The organism is Cellulophaga fucicola, assembly GCF_900119145.1.
Lineage (GTDB): Bacteria > Bacteroidota > Bacteroidia > Flavobacteriales > Flavobacteriaceae > Cellulophaga > Cellulophaga fucicola.
Genome location: NZ_FPIY01000001.1, coordinates 68,151 through 86,124 on the forward strand (window position 1 = coordinate 68,151; position 17,974 = coordinate 86,124).

The following is a 17,974-nucleotide window of genomic DNA, read 5'->3' on the forward strand; positions in this document are numbered from 1 at the left end:
ATTAAAATTATGAAAAAATTATTAATCATAGCAGTATTAACTGCATTACCATTTACAGGATTTTCGCAATCAATTTTTGACAAGTTCGAGGATTTAGATAACGTATCATCTGTTATAGTAAATAAAAGTATGTTTAATCTATTAACTAAAATAGACGTAGATGTAGACGATAAAGAAACTAAAGATTATATAGATATAGCTAAGAGTATAAGTAGCCTAAAGGTTTTTATTACAGAAGACAGTAAAGTAGGAACAGATATGTTAACCACAATGAAGTCTTACTTAAAAACAGCTTCTTTAGATGAACTTATGCGTGTAAAAGATAAAGACGCCAATATTAAGTTTTATATAAAAAGCGGTAAAGATGAAGACCACGTGAGCGAACTTTTAATGTTTGTTAGTGATATACAAAATGCAAAAGTAGATGGTCGTAAGGTAGAAACAGTGTTAGTATCTATTACTGGAGATATAGACTTAAATAAAATAGGTTCGTTAACTAGTAAAATGGGTTTGCCTAAAGAGTTAAATCAAATTAAATAATAATATTCATAAACTATCAAGGTTAAAAAATCTAACCTTGATAGTTTTCACAATTAATACACATCAATATGAAAAACGGTATAAAATACGTAGCAGCATTAATTTTGTTAGTTACATTAGGCTCTTGTTCTTCTAATCAAAGCTTACAGGAGTATTACGTAGATAGTAACGAAAACGAGAATTTTTTATCTTTTGATATTCCTACGAGTATCTTAAATATAGCAACGGCAAATTTATCTCCTGAAGAGAAAAAAGCAGTAGAGTCAATAAAAAAAGTGAATGTTTTAGCATTTAATAAAACTACAGATAATGTAGCTTCTTATAAAGTAGAAAAAACAAAAGTAAATGCTATTTTGGGTGATAAAAAGTACACTCAGTTAATGAAAATTAACTCTAAAATGGCAAAAGGTGTAGTTAAGTTTACAGGTACAGAAGATGCTATAGATGAGGTAATTGTTTATGGTTATAAAGACGATAAAGGTTTTGCTTTAATACGTGTGGTTGGTGATAATATGAACCCCGCTTATTTAGGAAAGTTTATTAGTGCTATGGAGAAATCTGATATAGATGAAGGTGCTTTAAAGGATTTAGGTAATCTGTTAAATAAATAAAAAGTAATTACATATTTTTAAAACCCTGTTTTTAACATAGTTAAAGCAGGGTTTTTTTGTGACTAAAAATAAAATAGTGAACATATGTTAATAGGTTTAAATACATTTTATATCTTGTAGGCACATTAACTATTTAAACATTAACAATTATGGAGAATCCAGAAAAATGGATGAATTTAGCAATCGAGAAAGTAATGGATTATGGCCCAAAAATTATTATGGCTATAATTATTTATCTAATTGGTTCGTGGCTTATTAGTAAACTAGTAGGTGTAGCTAGAAAAGTAATGGCCAAAGGCAACTATGATGAGTCATTACAGAAATTTTTATTAAACCTTATTGGTTGGGGATTAAAAATCTTTTTAATCATTACCGTTATTTCTACACTAGGAGTAGAAACTACAAGTTTAGCAGCAGTAATAGCGGCGGCAGGTTTGGCAATTGGTTTAGCGCTACAAGGTTCTTTAGGGAATTTTGCAGGAGGCGTTTTAATTATGATTTTTAAGCCATACAAAATTGGGGATTTAGTTGAAGCTCAAGGAATTTTAGGATCTGTAAAAGAAATTGAAATTTTTACAACTAAATTAATTACACCACAAAACAAATTAGCAATAGTACCAAATGGTGCAATGGCTAATGGTAATATTATTAATTACACTGCAGAAGGGAAAATGAGAGTAGATACCACAGTTGGTATTGGTTACGGAGAAGATATGAAGAAAGCTAAAGAAGTGCTTTTAGAAATGCTTGTAGCTAATCCTAAGGTATTAAAAGATCCTGCACCATCTGTAAACGTAGAGGAGTTAGCAGACAGTTCTGTAAATTTAGCAGTACGTCCGTTTTGTAAACCAGAAGATTATTGGGATGTATATTTTGCAACAATAGAAGGTTCTAAATTAGCATTAGACAAGGCTAAAATTGAAATTCCTTACCCACACGAAGTTCAAATTAATAAATAAGACAATCTGTTTCTTAATATAAAGACCGCTATATGCGGTCTTTTTTTTGTTCAATTTTAAACAAACAAAAACAGTACATAATGTTATCAACAATTAATAATAATCGTTAATAATAAGTTAATATTAGACAAGTAATTTTAATATCTTTTAAATGTAGTTTTATGGCCAACAAACCTATATAAAAAATGATGAAAAATTACCTTAAAGTATTCATTTCCATTGGAATGCTGCTTTTGACGGCCATAGGCTATTGTCAAGCACCAGCATACTACAACGGAACAGATGTTACCCAAACAGGGAGTAACTTAAAAAACAATTTAACAAACTTAGTAACAACTACACAAACCACTGTACTAAGTTATACACCAGGCGTTTGGGACGCTTTAAAACAAACAGATTTAGATCCGGCAAACTCTAATAATGTATTGTTAGTTTATGGTTATAATGATACAGATGGTAACACAACTACAGATCGTACCAGAAGTAAAAATAACAATGGTGGCGGTCTTGGCGATTGGAACAGAGAACATGTTTTTCCAAAATCATTAGGAAATCCAAACTTAGGAACATCTGGTCCGGGATCAGATGCACACCATTTAAGATCTTCAGACGTACAGTTTAACTCGTTACGTAATAACCACCCTTTTGGTGATGGTAGTGGTAATGCAGGTTTAATGAGTGGTAATGTTTGGTATCCTGGAGATGAGTGGAAAGGAGATGTTGCTAGAATGGTAATTTATATGTACGTACGTTATGGCAACCAATGTTTGCCTACAGCAGTTGGTACAGGGGCAACTACGTATAGTGCAGATGTTCCAGATATTTTTTTACAATGGAATGCACAAGATCCAGTTTCTCAAGTAGAAATTAATAGAAATGTATTGTTAGAGGGTATTCAAGGAAACAGAAATCCTTTTATAGATAATCCTGCTTTTGCAACTGCTATTTGGGGAGGACCACAAGCAGAAAACAGGTTTAACAACACAAGTTCAGATACAGAAGCTCCTACTGCACCTTTAAATTTGGTTGCAGCAAACACAACAGAAACAGAGACACTTTTAAGTTGGGATGCAGCTACAGATAATGTGGGTGTTACAGCGTATCAAATTTTTAATGGTACTACTTTAGTTGGTGTGGTTAGTGGAACATCATACTTAGTAACAAACTTAACAGCTAACACAACTTATACTTTTACTATAAAAGCAATAGACGCTGCAAGTAATACATCTGTAAATAGTAATACAGCTTCTGTTACAACTTCAGAGGGTACGGTAGTTACACCACCAACAGGAGATTATATTGTTTTTCAAGGGTATGAGAGTACAACTACAGATAACTGGAACTTTACAGCATCACCAAACAATTGTAATGATGGTGGTAGCGATGTTTGGGATGTAGTTACAAGCATAGGATCTATAAGTACAGCAAATACAGCTGTAAATTTCTTTGGTGTTAGAGATTTAGAAGGTAATTGTGGTACAGCAGATGGTGGTACATTAACTTTTGATACTGTAGATGTTTCTACTTACACAGATGTTAGCTTATCTTTTGCTGTTAATGTTGTTGGTTATGATGTAACCAATGGCGATACAATTAGTTATGAAATTTTTCACGATGGTACTTCACAAGGAGTACAAGTTATAACAGTTGGCAGCCCTTACAGTACTTCTGGCTGGGAGCAAATTACGGCTTCTGTTCCTAATACAGTTGCATCAGTAAGTTTACAATTATTTGTAAAACAAAATGGTGGTAGTGATTATGCTGGTTTTGATGATGTACGTTTAGAAGGAACTTCTTCTGCACCAGTAACCTCTCCATCAATCTTAATAAATGAAATAGATGCAGATACACCTGGTACAGATACACAAGAGTTTGTAGAGTTGTTTGATGGCGGAACCGGAAATACACCATTAGATGGTTTAGTAATGGTTCTTTACAATGGATCAAATAATCAAAGCTACGCTGCTTATGATTTAGACGGATATACAACTAATGCAGAAGGGTATTTTGTAATAGGAAATGTAGATGTGCCAAATGTAAATTTAGTAATACCAAGTAACGGCTTACAAAATGGTGCAGATGCTGTTGTTATTTATACTGGTGATGCTTCAGATTTTCCTAACGGTTCTGAAATCTCAACAGACAATATTATTGATGCTGTTGTATATGACACTAATGATGGTGATGATGCAGAATTATTAGTGTTACTAAATGCTGGTGAAGCTCAGGTTAATGAAGGCGGAGCAGGAGATAAGGATAATCATTCTTCTCAACGTATATTAAACGGTGCAGGAGGAGCCCAAAATACATCTACATTTGCACAAGAAACACCAACGCCAGGTGCTGCAAACGGACAAGTTGTAGTTGTGCCACCAATAGAAGCATCAATCTTAATAAACGAGTTAGATGCAGATACAGCAGGTACAGATACACAAGAGTTTGTAGAGCTGTTTGATGGAGGAGCAGGAAATACAGCTTTAGATGGTAAAGTGCTAGTTTTTTATAATGGCTCTAACAACCAAAGTTATGCGGCTTATGATTTAGATGGATACGCAACCAATGCAGAAGGGTATTTTGTAATAGGAAATGTAGATGTACCAAACGTAAATATTGTAATACCAAGTAACGGATTACAAAACGGAGCAGATGCTGTTGCTTTATATATGGGTGATGCTACAGATTTTCCAAATAATTCTGCAATAAGCACAACAAATCTTTTAGATGCTTTAGTGTATGATACTAATGATAGTGATGATACTGAGTTATTGGTATTGTTAAATGCAGGAGAAGCACAAATGAACGAAGGTGGAGCAGGAGATAAAGATGCACATTCTTTACAGCGTTATACCAATGGTTCTGGCGCAGCGTTAAGCACTGCTAATTATGTACAGGCTTTGCCAACACCAGGTGCATCTAACACAAATGCTACAGAGCCAATTACTTTGGTAATTAATGAAGTAGATGCAGATACAGCAGGTACAGACACTCAAGAATTTGTAGAGTTGTTTGATGGCGGTAAAGGAAACACGGCTTTAGATGGTTTTGTTTTAGTACACTATAACGGATCTAACAATCAAAGTTATGCTGCGTATGATTTAGATGGATACGCAACCAATGCAGAAGGGTACTTTGTAATAGGTAATGTAGATGTGCCAAACGTATCTTTGGTAATACCAAGTAACGGGTTACAAAATGGTGCAGATGCAGTGGCTTTATATGCAGGTAATGCATCAGATTTTAGTAATGTGGCTGTAACTATAAATGGTTTAATAGATGCTTTAGTGTATGATACTAATGATAGTGATGCTACAGAACTATTAACTCTATTAAATGTAGGAGAGGCACAAATTAACGAAGATGAATTAGGTAATAAAGACGGACATTCATCACAACGTTTTCCAAACGGACAAGGAGGAGCAAGAAATACAGCAACGTATACACAAGCTATTCCTTCTCCAGGAACAGAAAACGGAGCTGTTATACCACCACCAGCAACTATTAGTATTGCAGAGGCAAGAAATGTAGTCGACGGAGAAGTGGTTACTGTAACAGGAGTACTAACCGTTGCAGATGCTTTTGCTGGTTCTGCTTACATACAAGATACAACAGGAGCAATTGCTATTTTTGATGAGTTGGTACACGGAGATGGTGTTTTTATTGTGGGTGACTCTATTACTGTAACAGGTACAAGATCTGCTTTTAATGATCAATTACAGATAGCTACAGTAACCAATGTAGAAAATAATGGTATACCTAAAAAAGCAATAGAGCCAGTAACTATTACTTTGGCTGAGTTGGCTAATCACCCAGCAGAATTAGTAAGAGTTATTAATCCTACTTTTCCTAAACCAGGAGATATTCTTTTTGGGAATTCTAATTACACTATAACAGATGCATCTGGTAACGGATCATTAAGAATAGATAATGATGTAAAAGTCATAGTTGGTTTAGGTCAGCCTACTATTTGTACAGAAATCACAGGTGTAGTTGGTCGTTTTTATGAAACATACCAATTGCTACCAAGATCTGCAGAAGATATGCCTTGTGCAGGAGAATATGTGCCACCAACAATTCCTGTACAAATAGGGAAAGACAAAACATTAGATGTTGTTGCCTGGAATATTGAGTGGTTTGTTGATGAAGAAAATTCACCAGCAGCAGGCAACCCAATGTCTGATGCAATACAAAAAGACAGTACAAAAGCTATAATTGCAAAACTAAATGCAGATATATATGCTGTAGAAGAAATTGCAGATGAGACTTTATTTGCTCAAATGGTAAGTGAGCTTCCTGGGTATGATTATGTACTTTCACCAGCGGTATCTTACCCTAATGACCCTGGAGTTAGTCAAAAATTAGGATTTATCTACAATACCGCAACTGTAAGTGTGGTAAATACTAAGGTGTTGTTGCAAACAATTCACCCAATGTATAACGGAGGAGACGACTCTGCCTTGGTTAATTATCCTAGTGCAACAGATCGTTTTTATGCAAGTGGGCGTTTGCCATTTTTAATGACGGCAGATGTTACTATTAATGGTACTACAGAGCAAATAAATGTGGTTGCTTTGCACGCTAGAGCAAATAGCGGTACAGATGCACAAGGTAGGTATGATATGCGTAAGTATGATGTTGAGGTGCTTAAGGATACTTTAGATGTGCAATATGCCGACAAAAAACTTATTTTGTTGGGTGATTATAATGATGATGTAGATACAACAGTTGCAGATATTACAACTACAACAACATCTAGTTTTAATGCTTATGTAACAGATGAGGTTAATTATAATATAGTGTCTAAAGCATTAAGTAATCAAGATTTTAGATCGTATGTTTTTAGAGAAAATATGATAGATCATATTACCATAACAAACGAATTAAATGACAATTATATAGCAGAATCTGTACGTGTACATTATGAGTTTTATGATAGTGATTACCCAAATACGGTATCAGACCACTTTCCGGTATCTGCACGTTTTCAGTTAAAAGGATTAGAGTTGGTAAGTATTACTACCACAGATGTTACTTGTGGTACGGCTACAGATGGTACAGCTACAGTAGTTGTAGAAGGTGGTGCAACACCATATTCTTATGAATGGAGTAATGGAGATGTAACCCAAACTGCAGCTAATTTAGAGGCTGGTGTTCATAGTGTAATTGTTACAGATGCTTCTGGTAATGAGGTTACAGAAGAATTTACAATAACCGCTCCAGAGTCAATAAACATTTCTGTTTCTGATGATACAAAGGTTTATTTGGGATTTGATTCTTGTACAACACTAAGTGTAATAGCAATAGAAGGTGGTGTTGCTCCTTATAGTTATGAGTGGAGTAACGGAGAAACTACACAAGATATAAAAGCGTGTCCAGAAGCTACAACAATATATACAGTTACTGTAACAGATGCTAATGGTTGTTCTACAACAGCAGATGTTACTGTTGAGGTAGAGGATGTAAGGTGTGGTAATGTTTACAGACCAGGAGTTGAGGTTTGTTACAGAGGAAAATCGTACTGTATGTCTAAATGGGCAGCTGCCGTTTTTGTAAAGTATTATGGTGCAACATTAGGTGCTTGTGATACTTCTAATAATGTAGAAATTACGAATCTAAGACTATATCCAAATCCGTTTAGGAACTATTTAAATATTCAGTTAGATAGTAATATAGATACAAATGTAGATTTTGTAATTTATAATTTTTACGGTAGAAAGGTGTTTAGTACACAGGAGCAGCTTACAGCTGGTGAGTCTAATTTAACCTACAATTTAAGTTATTTAAGACGTGGTAAATACTTTTTAAAAGTGATAGTAAATGGTAAAGTACAAAAGGCAAGGTTGTTGTTAAAACGATAAACAATTAGCATTAAAATAAAAAAGCCCATCAATTTAAATATTGATGGGCTTTTACTTTGTAATAGCTTTTATAAAATAGCCAATTAAATACCAGTATAGTTACTTGGTGTAATTGCTTTTAATTCAGTTTTAATAGCATCAGAAACTTCTAGTGTATCTATAAAATTAGCAATAGACTTCTGGTTAATTTTCTCGTTAGTTCTAGTTAAACCTTTTAAGGCTTCATACGGGTTAGGGTATGCTTCACGACGTAATATAGTTTGTATAGCCTCTGCAACAACAGCCCAATTGTTTTCTAAATCTTGCTCAAACTTTTCTTTATTAAGTAATAACTTGTTTAAACCTTTTAAGGTAGATCCAAAAGCAATTATAGTATGCGCAAAAGGTACACCAGCATTTCTAAGTACTGTACTGTCTGTTAAATCTCTCTGTAGTCTAGAAATAGGTAATTTTGCAGATAAGTGCTCAAAAATAGCATTTGCGATACCTAAATTTCCTTCAGAGTTTTCAAAATCTATAGGGTTTACTTTATGTGGCATAGCAGAAGAACCAACTTCACCAGCTTTAATTTTTTGCTTAAAGTAATCCATAGACACATATGTCCAGAAATCTCTATCTAAATCTATAATTATAGTATTAATACGCTTAAGCGTATCAAACAAAGCGGCCATATGGTCATAATGCTCTATTTGTGTAGTAGGGAAAGAATGTTGTAAGTCTAATTTTTCTTGTACAAATTGTTGTCCAAATGCTCTCCAGTCTATAGATGGATAAGCAACTTTGTGTGCATTAAAGTTGCCAGTTGCACCACCAAATTTAGCTGCACTTGGTATATCGTTTAATAAATTAAATTGTTCTTTTAATCGAACTACAAAAACCTCTATTTCTTTTCCTAAACGAGTAGGAGAAGCTGGTTGTCCGTGAGTTCTAGCAAGCATAGATACTTCTGCCCATTCTACAACTAAGGTTTCTAGTTTTTCTACTACATCAAAAAACATTGGTACATAAACCTCGTTCATTGCTTCTTTAATAGAAAGCGGAATAGCGGTATTGTTAATGTCTTGTGATGTTAAACCAAAGTGTATAAATTCTTTAAATTTCTCTAAACCAAGTTTGTCAAATTCTTTTTTAATAAAGTATTCAACAGCTTTTACATCGTGATTTGTAACTTTCTCTATTTCTTTAATGGCTTGTGCATCTTCAGTAGAAAAGTTCTTGTATATAGAACGTAAGTTTTCAAATAAAGAAGTATCAAAAGACTCTAATTGTGGTAGCGGAATTTCGCATAATGCAATAAAATATTCAATTTCTACTCTAACTCTGTATTTTATTAATGCTTCCTCAGAAAAAAAAGGACCTAGAGCATCTACTTTGTTTCTGTATCTTCCGTCTATAGGAGAAATAGCATTTAATTGGTTTAAAGACATCTGTTTTTGAATTGATTTTTAAAAGCTGCAAATATAGTCAAAAGTTGAGTTATTTGTCTATCTATAAGCTGTTTTCTGTGCTTGTTTTTAGGACGAAACAACATCAAACTAAAAAATATTTTATTTGATTTTTGCTAATGTTAATCGTGCTCTTGCCTTATATGCAGCAGTGCCGTAAGGGTAATTTTTCTCTAAAATGCTACGTAAGTCTGGATATATCCAACTGTATTTTTGTCCTAAGAGTAAAAGGCTTGTCATAGAATATGCTTGTGTTGCCACTTTGTGGTCGCCAATAAGCCAATCAAAACAAGTAGTTGTAATTTGTTCTAAATGATTTTCATTTAGCTGTTCTTTAATGTTATTCTCCTTTTTTGAAAAATATTTAATCATCAAAATTTCACATATTTTAGCGCAAGGTCTAATACTAGATTCTAGTTTTAAAGATTTTAATCCTTTAAAGAATTTATTTAGTACAGGAAAAATGATAGTATTATCTTCTTTAAAAGCAAACTCTAATACCCAAGCTGCTTTGCAGGAAATAGGATCGTTAACAGTATATGCTATATCTAATAAGTCTAAAACCAAATGAGGGTGTTCTAAAATAACACTAGAGATTTGTTGTCTTTTTTCTCTAGAGTGATTAACACTGTTTTCTAGCCACGAATATAATTCTGATTTAGTCACAAAAATTGTACTTTGCAAGTATAAATTTAAGAGGATGAAAATACTAAAAATAATACTAGTAGCGCTATTGGTTATTTTAATTGCAATGCAATTCTATAGACCAGAACAGAATAAAGCAGAGACCGATTTAAAAACGGCGTTTTTAACAGAAACGAACCCGCCTAAAGAAGTACAGAAAATATTAGCGGCTAGTTGTTATGATTGCCATAGTAACACTACAGCGTATCCTTGGTATAATAATATAGCGCCAGTATCTTATTGGTTGGCAGACCACGTTAAGGATGGTAAAAAACATTTAAATTTTTCTGACTGGGAGAAGTACTCTCTAAAGAAAAAAGACCATAAGTTAGAAGAGGTAATAGAAACTATAGAGAGTGGAGAAATGCCTTTAGACGAATATACTTGGACACATAGTGAAGCAAATTTAACTACAGTGCAAAAAGAAGCAGTTATTAGTTGGGTAAAAGATACTAGAGCGTTGTATCAATTAAAGATGAAACAAGAGTAGGCAGTCCGTTTACAGCAGTTTTACTTATAATTGTAAGGTTATTAAAATCTGATTGATTAATACTTGGTTTAGGATCTATAAAGTAAATAGGTGTGCCATTATTTACATAATGTACTAAACTAGCGGCTGGGTACACTTGCATAGAGGTGCCAATAATTATTAATATATCTGCTGTTTGCGTTATCTCTGCAGCTTTTTCTAGTAAGGGTACTTCTTCTCCAAACCAAACAATATGGGGTCTTAATTGCTTTCCGTTTTTAGATAGATCTCCTAAATTTAAGTCTTTTGTACAGTCAATAACATCAGACTCTTTTTTAGTGCAACGTGCTTTTAAAAGTTCGCCGTGTAAATGCAATACATTTTTGTTGCCAGCACGTTCATGTAAGTCATCTACGTTTTGGGTAATTACAGTTACATTAAAATGCTTTTGTAATTCTGTAATAGCTAAATGGGCTTTATTAGGCGTAACAGTTAGTAACTGTTTTCTTCTTTGGTTGTAAAAATCTAAAACAAGCTCTGGATTTGCAGCAAACCCTTGCGGAGATGCCACTTGCATAACATCGTGACCTTCCCATAAGCCATCTGCATCTCTAAATGTTTTAATTCCGCTTTCTGCACTAATTCCGGCTCCAGTTAATAATACTATATTTTTCATTCGTAATTATATTCAGTTTTTTATAAAATTAAACTTTTCTTTTTATATTGGTCTTTATGACAGACACTAAACTATTAACGTATTTAGAAAACATAATAAGTGACGAACGCAAACAACGTTTTCTAGATATTTTAGAAGATAGAACCAACCAAATAACAGTAGCGGTAGAAGACGTTTTTCAAATGCATAATACGAGTGCTGTTGTTAGAAGTTGTGATGCTTTTGGCGTGCAAACAGCGCATTTAATAGAAAGTAAATACAGTGAACGTTTAGATAAAAATATAGCAATGGGTGCGCAGCAATGGGTAAGTACCCCAAGATATAATACAACAACAGATTGTATAGATACCTTGCGTAAGGACGGTTATAAAATTATAGCAACATCTCCGCATACAGATTCTTATTTGTTAGACGATTTTGTAATTGATGGTAAAATAGCCTTATTCTTTGGGACAGAAAGAAGTGGCTTAAGTCAAGAAGTACTAGACAAAGCAGATGGATTTGTAAAAATACCAATGGTAGGTTTTAGTGAGAGCTTAAATATATCTGTATCAGCAGCAATATTATTACAAAATTTAACTGCCAAACTAAAAAGAACATCTACAAATTGGCAACTTACAGAAGAAGAAAAATTAGAAACTAGACTAGAATGGACTAAAAATTCTATAAAGAGTATAGATGAAATTTTAGAGCGTTATTATAAAGAAAACTAGACAGTTAAGTAGTAGTAATACTTACAATTTGTTATCCTTTTTTTTTGTACATTGAAGAACCAATCAAAACCAAAAAACAAATGATGATAGCAATTTACATAGTAGTAGGGCTATTGGTATTAGTTGCAATTTTAGCACTAGTTGCACCCAAAAGCTACAACGTATTTAGATCTATAGATATTTCTAAACCTAAAAAAGAGGTTTTTAATTATGTGTTATTGGTTAAGAACCAAGAAATATGGTCTCCTTGGGCTAAAAAAGACCCAAATATGGCTCGTAAGTACATAGGTATAGATGGTACTGTAGGTTTTGTTAGTTATTGGAACGGTAATAAAGAAGTAGGGGAGGGAGAACAAGAGATTACCAATATTCTAGAAAGCGAACGTATAGAAGGTGAGTTGCGTTTTTTTAAACCATTTAGGTCTACCTCTAATTGTTATTTTAAAGTGTATGATACTGGAGAAAACAAAACTAAAATTACCTGGGGATTCTCTGGTAAAAATGTTTTTCCGATGAGTATAATGATGCTTTTTATGAATATGGATAAAGTAGTAGGTAAAGATTTTGATGAAGGTTTACAAGCCTTAAAAAAAGAATTAGAGCGTAATTAATTAGCTCTAGTAGCGCAATCTTCTAATTTAGCTATAGTTTGTTTTGCTATCTCTTTTGATCTTAAATGATAGTATTTTTTAGATTCACTTAAAGATGTATCCATAAGTTTTAACTCGTTTTTCTGATAAATCTCTTTAGCTAGTTTGTATGCTTCTTTACAGTTTTCTGTATCTACAACCATTTTTTTCATAGACTTTTCAAACGGAATTAATATGCTATCTACAGCAGCGTATAATTCGTTATTAGAATACTCAGAAGTATTTTTGTTTTTTCTGCTAAAATTGGAGATAGCAACTATGCTAGAATTAATACAATCCTCTGCCTCTTTAATTAATGATTTAGCTGTTTCAAAAGAATTTGTTTTTGTAACTTCTTTTAATAGGTTTAATCCTTGGTTAACATCTTGGGTAGCATCGTCACAATTACAATCTTCTAATTGCTTCTCTAGTTTATGTACTATTTTAATGGCTTTGTATGTGTGGTATTTAATTGTATTTATGTCCTTTGCTATAACAGCTTTATTTGTTTGCTTTAATACTACACCTAAATTAGATTTAACTAAATCACAGGTAGTATTTACAACAAAAGAACACAACAGAAGTACTGTAGCAAGTAGGTATAATATTTTTGTTTTATGTATCATTTTTAAGGTTTTGGGGCACCCTTAAGTACAGATTTAATTGCAATATAATGCGTAATAAAATGATAACCTTTTATTATCGTTAAAGGGGCGAAAAATCCTAATGATGTGTTATTTTACAAGGATTCATCAATAAAATATAGTATATTCAGTCTCTTAAAAAAACTAAACCTTACACAAGTGCGGAACGTAGATATTAAAAATTATAAGGCAACAGAAAAATTAAAACTTTCTAACAAACCAACGGAAGAAACTTTTGGAGAATCTGATAAAAAATTAAAAAAAGAATTAGAGGAAATTAGAGAAGAGTTAGGAGATTTTCAAGACACATTGTATGCGCACGGTAAATACAGTGTTTTAATTTGTTTACAAGGAATGGATACTTCTGGAAAGGATAGTCTTATTCGTGAAATTTTTAAAGATTTTAATGCTCGTGGTGTAGTGGTGCATAGTTTTAAAGTGCCAACAGAACTAGAACGTAAACACGATTATTTGTGGAGACACTATATTGCTCTACCTGCTAAAGGTAAGTTTGGTGTTTTTAATAGAACCCATTACGAGAATGTTTTGGTAACACGTGTGCATCCAGAATATATTATGGGCGAGCATATACCGGGCGTGCATAGTGTAGCAGATATAGATGATGCTTTCTGGGATAAAAGATTTGAGCAAATAAATAATTTTGAAAAACATATCGCAGAAAACGGAACTTTAATATATAAGTTTTACTTGCATCTATCTAAAGAAGAACAACGCCAAAGGTTATTGCGTAGACTAGACCTAAAAGAAAAGAACTGGAAATTTTCTCCAGGTGACTTAAAAGAGCGTAAACTTTGGGATTCTTACCAAGAGTATTATGAAGATACAATAAATAGAACTTCTAAAACACACGCACCTTGGTATGTAGTACCAGCAGATAATAAAAAAGGAGCACGAGTAATTGTTGCATCAATATTATTACAAGAATTAAAAAAATATAAAGACATTAAAGAGCCTGAGTTAAATGATAAAATAAAGGCAAATTTAGAACTATATAAAACTCAACTAGAATCAGAATAGAATGAAAAAATTAACCTTAGTATTCCTTTTTATATGCGCTACCGTTTTCTCGCAAACCGAAGACGAAAAACAACTTAGAGCCATTTACGATGCATCATTAACAGATGGTATGTCTTATGGTTGGTTAGATCATTTGTCTAATAGAATAGGCGGACGTTTGTCTGGATCTATAGAAGCAGAACAAGCGGTAAGTTACACTAAAAAAGAATTAGAGAAATTAGGATTAGATCGTGTGTATCTTCAGCCCGTAATGGTGCCAAAATGGGTGCGTGGTATGGCAGAGTATGCAAATATTTTGTCTGCAGATGGTACTTCTACTAGTGTGCCAATTTGTGCATTAGGGGGTTCTGTGGCTACATCTGGTTTAGGTTTAAAGGCAAATGTAATAGAAGTAAAAGCTATAGAGGAATTAGAAGCTTTAGGTAAAGATAAAATTGCGGGTAAAATAGTATTTTTTAATAGACCTATGAACCCTAAAGATATTGTAACATTTACAGCTTACGGTGGATGCGTAGATCAGCGTTATTCTGGTGCAGCAGAAGCTGGTAAGTATGGAGCTGTTGGTGTAATAGTACGTTCTGTTAATTTACGTTTAGACGATTATCCACATACGGGTTCTATGAGTTATGGAGACACTCCTGTAAAAGACAGAATACCTGCAGCTGCAATTAGCACCAACGGAGCCGAGTTATTATCTACCTTGTTAAAATTAAACTCGGATACAAAATTCTTTTTTAAGCAAAATTGCAAACAATTAGCAGATGTTCAGTCTTACAATGTTATAGGGGAAATAAAAGGAAGTACACACCCTAATGAAATTATTGTGGTAGGCGGACATTTAGATTCTTGGGATTTAGGAGATGGTTCTCATGATGATGGCGCTGGGGTTGTACAAAGTATGGATGTATTACGTTTAATAAAAGCATCTGGCTACAAGCCAAAGAGAACCATAAGAGCTGTTTTGTTTATGAATGAAGAAAATGGTTTACGTGGTGGTAATAAATATGCTGAGGTTGCCAACAGTAAAAACGAAAATCACATATTTGCTTTAGAGAGTGATGCTGGTGGTTTTTCTCCTAGAGGTTTTTCTTTTGATTGTTCTGATGATAATTTTGAACAAGTAGATAGCTGGAGAAATTTGTTTAAACCTTACTTAATTCATTTGTTTGAAAAAGGAGGTAGTGGAGCAGATGTTGGTCCGCTTAAAAAAGACAATATGGTTTTAGCAGGCTTACGTCCAGATTCTCAGCGTTATTTTGATCATCATCATGCGGCTAACGATACTTTTGAGCACGTAAATAAAAGAGAACTAGAATTAGGAGCCGCAACTATGACAAGCTTGGTGTATTTGTTTGATAAATACGGTATTGTAACATCAAAAAAGATAAAAGGATAATAACAAATTCTTAAACTGCTAAACTTTTTTCAACAGAAAACAATGACTATCTTTGCGGTTCAAAAAAAATAAAGCGATATGCAAGACGGAATTTACGCAAAATTCAATACTACTAAAGGAGAAATTTTAGTAAAATTAACTCACGATAAAACACCAGGTACAGTTGGTAACTTTGTTGCTTTAGCTGAAGGAAATTTAGAAAACTCTGTAAAGCCACAAGGAACACCATATTATAACGGATTAAAATTTCATAGAGTTATTCCAGATTTTATGATCCAAGGTGGTTGTCCATTAGGAACAGGTACAGGAGATGCTGGTTATAAATTTGATGATGAGTTTCACCCAGATTTAACGCATTCTGGTCCTGGAGTATTATCTATGGCTAATGCTGGTCCTGGAACAAACGGAAGTCAGTTTTTTATAACACACATAGCTACACCTTGGTTAGATAATAAGCACACAGTTTTTGGAAACGTAGAAAGTGGTCAAGATGTTGTAGATACTATTGCACAAGATGATACTCTAGAGAGTTTAGAAATAGTTAGAGTTGGTGAAGAAGCTGAAAAGTGGAATGCAGTTGAAGCATTTAGAACTTTTGAAGGATCTAGAGAAAAAAGATTAGCAGAAGAGAAAGCTGCTGCTGCCGCTGAAATGGAAAAATTAGCTGCTGGTTTTGAAGAAACTGCATCTGGTTTACGTTACAAGGTTATTCAAAAAGGTACTAGTGGTGTTAAAGCAGAAAGCGGTAAAACAGTTTCTGTACACTATGAGGGTTCTTTAACAAGTGGTCAAGTTTTTGATTCATCTTACAAAAGAAACGAACCAATAGATTTTCAATTAGGAGTAGGACAAGTAATTCCAGGTTGGGATGAAGGTATTGCTTTATTAGAAGTAGGAGACAAGGCTCGTTTTGTTATTCCTTCTAACTTAGCATATGGTAGTGCTGGAGCAGGTGGAGTTATACCTCCAAATGCATCTTTAATATTTGATGTAGAATTAATGGGTGTTAAATAAGCACTGTTAAAATACTAAGCATAATTTTTAAGACCTCTCTTTTCTAAAGGGAGGTTTTTTCGTTTAGATAAAAAACTACCGTTTACACTTACAGTTAAAAGAACAATATTTATAACAATTAATACAGATAAAATAAGGAAAAAAGTGATCATATCTTTACAGGTTAATTTATTTCTTTAGGCTTTATAGATGTATAACAACTATGTTAACAAAAACCCTACCGTTATTTCTGCATATAACTAGAAAAACTAATTATACGTGTTACTTCTACTAGATTCAATAATGTTAAAAGGGTTGCGTTAAAAGTTAATTAAATTATAATTTTACGTACTTTTATGGCTGATAATGACTAATATAAGTGCTAAAATAGACAGTTATAAGTATGAAAAGTAATACGTTAGATACGCTTAAATATCCTATTGGTCATTTTTCTTGTCCTAAAGAAATTTCTAAAGAGCAACTACATAATTGGATTTTGGTTTTAGAAAATTTTCCTAAAAAGTTACAAGATTTGGTTGTTAATTTAAATGATACACAATTAAATACACCGTACAGACCAGAAGGGTGGTCTGTGAGGCAACTTATTCATCATATAGCAGATAGTCACCACCATAGTTATACGCGGTTTAAATGGTCTTTAACAGAAGATAAGCCAGTTATAAAAGCATATGAAGAAAAAGATTGGGCAATGTTAATAGATGCAACTACAGCTCCAATAGTATTATCTCTAAATTACATTACCGCTTTACATGCAAAAATGGTGTATTTATTAAATGCATTATCGGTAGAACAATTACAACTAGAATTTATACATCCGGCAGATAGCTCAACGGTTAGTGTTGCAGAAAATATTGGCAGGTATGCTTGGCATAGCAATCACCATTATGCGCATATAGAAAACCTTTGTAAAAGAGAAGGTTGGTTGTAAATTTAGAATAAAATGATACACAAATGAAAGAGCAAATTACTTGGAGCGATTTTTCTAAAATAGATATGCGTGTAGGAACTATTATTACAGTAGAAGATTTTCCTGAAGCTAGAAATCCAGCATATCAATTACAGATAGATTTTGGACCAGAAATAGGTGTTTTAAAAACATCTGCACAAATTACATTACGTTACAGTAAAGACCAGTTGCTAGACAGACAAATAATTGCAGTTGTAAACTTTCCTAAAAAACAGATTGCTAATTTTATGAGCGAATGTTTGGTAATGGGAGCTGTAGAAGGTAAAGATGTTATTTTATTAAACCCAGAAGCTAAAGTGCAAAACGGTTTAAAAGTAGGGTAGTGGTAAAAGTG

At 33.3% G+C, this 17,974-nt stretch carries 16 protein-coding genes; 12 read left to right on the plus strand and 4 right to left on the minus strand.

Translation table 11 applies throughout. The features are described from left to right. Positions 1-9 precede the first annotated feature (9 nt). From BT107_RS00325 to BT107_RS00340, 4 genes are all read left to right on the plus strand, one after another. Positions 10-540 (plus strand): DUF4252 domain-containing protein, encoded by a 531-nt coding sequence (locus tag BT107_RS00325; protein WP_072302864.1) that lies wholly within the window; start codon positions 10-12, stop codon positions 538-540. A gap of 68 nt (positions 541-608) precedes the next feature. After that, positions 609-1,151: a DUF4252 domain-containing protein gene (locus BT107_RS00330; RefSeq protein ID WP_072301776.1), complete on the plus strand. Its 543-nt coding sequence runs from the start codon at positions 609-611 to the stop codon at positions 1,149-1,151. Positions 1,152-1,300: 149 nt separating this feature from the next. Continuing rightward, a complete protein-coding gene (locus BT107_RS00335) occupies positions 1,301-2,110 on the plus strand; it encodes a mechanosensitive ion channel family protein (protein WP_072301777.1) in 810 nt (269 codons plus the stop codon). Between the two features lie 185 nt (positions 2,111-2,295). After that, the gene (locus tag BT107_RS00340; protein ID WP_072301778.1) at positions 2,296-7,965 is read left to right on the plus strand and encodes an endonuclease; all 5,670 of its coding nucleotides are present in this window, start codon (positions 2,296-2,298) and stop codon (positions 7,963-7,965) included. A gap of 83 nt (positions 7,966-8,048) precedes the next feature. Here BT107_RS00340 and purB read toward each other — a convergent pair whose 3' ends face one another. Both purB and BT107_RS00350 read right to left on the minus strand, forming a co-directional pair. Beyond that, positions 8,049-9,392, minus strand: a complete 1,344-nt coding sequence (gene purB / locus BT107_RS00345) for an adenylosuccinate lyase (RefSeq protein WP_072301779.1) — start codon at positions 9,390-9,392, stop codon at positions 8,049-8,051. Positions 9,393-9,512: 120 nt separating this feature from the next. Next, on the minus strand, positions 9,513-10,076 hold the full coding sequence (locus tag BT107_RS00350) for an adenylosuccinate lyase (protein WP_072302865.1): 564 nt from the start codon (positions 10,074-10,076) through the stop codon (positions 9,513-9,515). Positions 10,077-10,110: 34 nt separating this feature from the next. On the opposite strand from BT107_RS00350, the gene BT107_RS00355 reads away from it, so the two are divergent. Then, on the plus strand, positions 10,111-10,584 hold the full coding sequence (locus BT107_RS00355) for a heme-binding domain-containing protein (protein ID WP_072301780.1): 474 nt from the start codon (positions 10,111-10,113) through the stop codon (positions 10,582-10,584). Here the strand turns inward: BT107_RS00355 and BT107_RS00360 are convergent. Next, a complete protein-coding gene (locus BT107_RS00360; protein ID WP_072301781.1) occupies positions 10,547-11,239 on the minus strand; it encodes an SIR2 family NAD-dependent protein deacylase in 693 nt (230 codons plus the stop codon). The genes BT107_RS00355 and BT107_RS00360 overlap by 38 nt on opposite strands. Before the next feature lie 56 nt (positions 11,240-11,295). Between BT107_RS00360 and BT107_RS00365 the strand changes: the two genes are divergently transcribed. After that, positions 11,296-11,952: a TrmH family RNA methyltransferase gene (locus BT107_RS00365; RefSeq protein ID WP_072301782.1), complete on the plus strand. Its 657-nt coding sequence runs from the start codon at positions 11,296-11,298 to the stop codon at positions 11,950-11,952. 83 nt (positions 11,953-12,035) lie between these two features. Continuing rightward, positions 12,036-12,563: an SRPBCC family protein gene (locus tag BT107_RS00370; protein ID WP_072302866.1), complete on the plus strand. Its 528-nt coding sequence runs from the start codon at positions 12,036-12,038 to the stop codon at positions 12,561-12,563. Here the strand turns inward: BT107_RS00370 and BT107_RS00375 are convergent. After that, on the minus strand, positions 12,560-13,207 hold the full coding sequence (locus tag BT107_RS00375) for a hypothetical protein (protein ID WP_072301783.1): 648 nt from the start codon (positions 13,205-13,207) through the stop codon (positions 12,560-12,562). The genes BT107_RS00370 and BT107_RS00375 overlap by 4 nt on opposite strands. A 177-nt stretch (positions 13,208-13,384) precedes the next feature. Here BT107_RS00375 and BT107_RS00380 point away from each other — a divergent pair, with 177 nt between their 5' ends. The 5 genes from BT107_RS00380 (at position 13,385) to BT107_RS00400 (ending at position 17,963) form a co-directional block, all read left to right on the plus strand. Next, positions 13,385-14,263, plus strand: coding sequence for a PPK2 family polyphosphate kinase (locus tag BT107_RS00380; RefSeq protein WP_072301784.1), 879 nt, complete (start codon positions 13,385-13,387; stop codon positions 14,261-14,263). Between the two features lies 1 nt (position 14,264). Further along, complete coding sequence (locus BT107_RS00385) at positions 14,265-15,659, plus strand: M28 family peptidase (RefSeq protein WP_072301785.1); 1,395 nt, start codon at positions 14,265-14,267, stop codon at positions 15,657-15,659. Between the two features lie 78 nt (positions 15,660-15,737). Next, on the plus strand, positions 15,738-16,673 hold the full coding sequence (locus BT107_RS00390; RefSeq protein WP_072301786.1) for a peptidylprolyl isomerase: 936 nt from the start codon (positions 15,738-15,740) through the stop codon (positions 16,671-16,673). 382 nt (positions 16,674-17,055) lie between these two features. After that, entirely contained in the window at positions 17,056-17,601 is a 546-nt protein-coding gene (locus BT107_RS00395) for a YfiT family bacillithiol transferase (protein ID WP_072301787.1), read from the plus strand. Between the two features lie 23 nt (positions 17,602-17,624). After that, positions 17,625-17,963, plus strand: a complete 339-nt coding sequence (locus BT107_RS00400) for a tRNA-binding protein (protein ID WP_072301788.1) — start codon at positions 17,625-17,627, stop codon at positions 17,961-17,963. Positions 17,964-17,974 lie beyond the last annotated feature (11 nt).

Bases quoted from the DNA above. Each gene is read 5' to 3' on its own strand.
- purB (WP_072301779.1), bottom strand. From the start codon at position 9,392: ATGTCTTTAAACCAATTAAATGCTATTTCTCCTATAGACGGAAGATAC.
- BT107_RS00400 (WP_072301788.1), top strand. From the start codon at position 17,625: ATGAAAGAGCAAATTACTTGGAGCGATTTTTCTAAAATAGATATGCGT.
- BT107_RS00375 (WP_072301783.1), bottom strand. From the start codon at position 13,207: ATGATACATAAAACAAAAATATTATACCTACTTGCTACAGTACTTCTG.
- BT107_RS00395 (WP_072301787.1), top strand. From the start codon at position 17,056: ATGAAAAGTAATACGTTAGATACGCTTAAATATCCTATTGGTCATTTT.
- BT107_RS00365 (WP_072301782.1), top strand. From the start codon at position 11,296: ATGACAGACACTAAACTATTAACGTATTTAGAAAACATAATAAGTGAC.
- BT107_RS00360 (WP_072301781.1), bottom strand. From the start codon at position 11,239: ATGAAAAATATAGTATTATTAACTGGAGCCGGAATTAGTGCAGAAAGC.
- BT107_RS00325 (WP_072302864.1), top strand. From the start codon at position 10: ATGAAAAAATTATTAATCATAGCAGTATTAACTGCATTACCATTTACA.
- BT107_RS00385 (WP_072301785.1), top strand. From the start codon at position 14,265: ATGAAAAAATTAACCTTAGTATTCCTTTTTATATGCGCTACCGTTTTC.
- BT107_RS00335 (WP_072301777.1), top strand. From the start codon at position 1,301: ATGGAGAATCCAGAAAAATGGATGAATTTAGCAATCGAGAAAGTAATG.
- BT107_RS00390 (WP_072301786.1), top strand. From the start codon at position 15,738: ATGCAAGACGGAATTTACGCAAAATTCAATACTACTAAAGGAGAAATT.
- BT107_RS00355 (WP_072301780.1), top strand. From the start codon at position 10,111: ATGAAAATACTAAAAATAATACTAGTAGCGCTATTGGTTATTTTAATT.
- BT107_RS00330 (WP_072301776.1), top strand. From the start codon at position 609: ATGAAAAACGGTATAAAATACGTAGCAGCATTAATTTTGTTAGTTACA.
- BT107_RS00340 (WP_072301778.1), top strand. From the start codon at position 2,296: ATGATGAAAAATTACCTTAAAGTATTCATTTCCATTGGAATGCTGCTT.
- BT107_RS00370 (WP_072302866.1), top strand. From the start codon at position 12,036: ATGATAGCAATTTACATAGTAGTAGGGCTATTGGTATTAGTTGCAATT.